Here is a 795-nt window from a genome sequence, read left to right on the forward strand (position 1 = left end):
CATTGGCCGCGATCTGGCTCTCCGTGGTCTCGATCTCGACCTCCAGATCGTTCCTGAGGTCGGCCCGGGTCCGCAACACCTCAGACTCTAGCCAAGCGAGGCGCTGCTTGGCGCTCGCGTATTGGTTGCGGGCGTCCTGCCGACGCTGTTGCGCGTCGGACAACTCACTCTGGATCTGATCCATCACCGTCATGCTGAGAACTTTGCGGTCCACGAGCGTGCGCATGCTGTTGACGCGCTCCTGGCGCAGCTTGATGAGTTCGTCGAACGACTCCATGCGCGCATAAGCGGCAACATCCTGCTTGGCCGCCTCCAGCGCACGCATGGTCGCGCGCTCGCGATCCTTGCGGGCCGTGGCGACGGCCTTGCGCCGGTCGCTCTGCTCGTTCACGAGGTTGGCAGCTTCGGTCGCGCCGGCCAGCTCCAGCAACTGGCGCGAGATCTTGGGCGCCGTGCCGTCGCGCTCGGCCTTCAGCACCGCCGCGCGCGCGAGCAGCTTCAACATGGTATCGATCGCCCCGCTCCGCTTCTGGGTCTCACGCACGGCTTCGATCTTCTGCCACGGCTCGCTCTCGGCCCGGTCGAGTCCGCCGGCCAGCGCGATCGCGTGCAGGATCGTCATGCCGGCCGCGTACTTGAACGAGCCTGGATTCTTGACCGGGCCCAGCACGTAAATGGGCGGGCGCTCCAGCGGCAGGATGTTGACCAGTCCTTTGCGGCCCAGCAGTTGATTGAAGCTTTCCGCCAGGTCGGCCTGTACCTGTTGTGTCGACCGGTTGGCGACCGGAATGGAGC

The 795-nt window shown here is 65.7% G+C and carries 1 protein-coding gene; it reads right to left on the reverse strand.

What is annotated here, in order from left to right:
• The coding region (locus EOA86_RS36800) for an SLBB domain-containing protein (protein WP_206630272.1) at positions 1–795 on the reverse strand (795 nt) is incomplete at both ends.

The organism is Mesorhizobium sp. M5C.F.Ca.IN.020.32.2.1, assembly GCF_004023105.1.
In the GTDB taxonomy this organism is placed as follows: domain Bacteria; phylum Pseudomonadota; class Alphaproteobacteria; order Rhizobiales; family Rhizobiaceae; genus Mesorhizobium; species Mesorhizobium wenxiniae.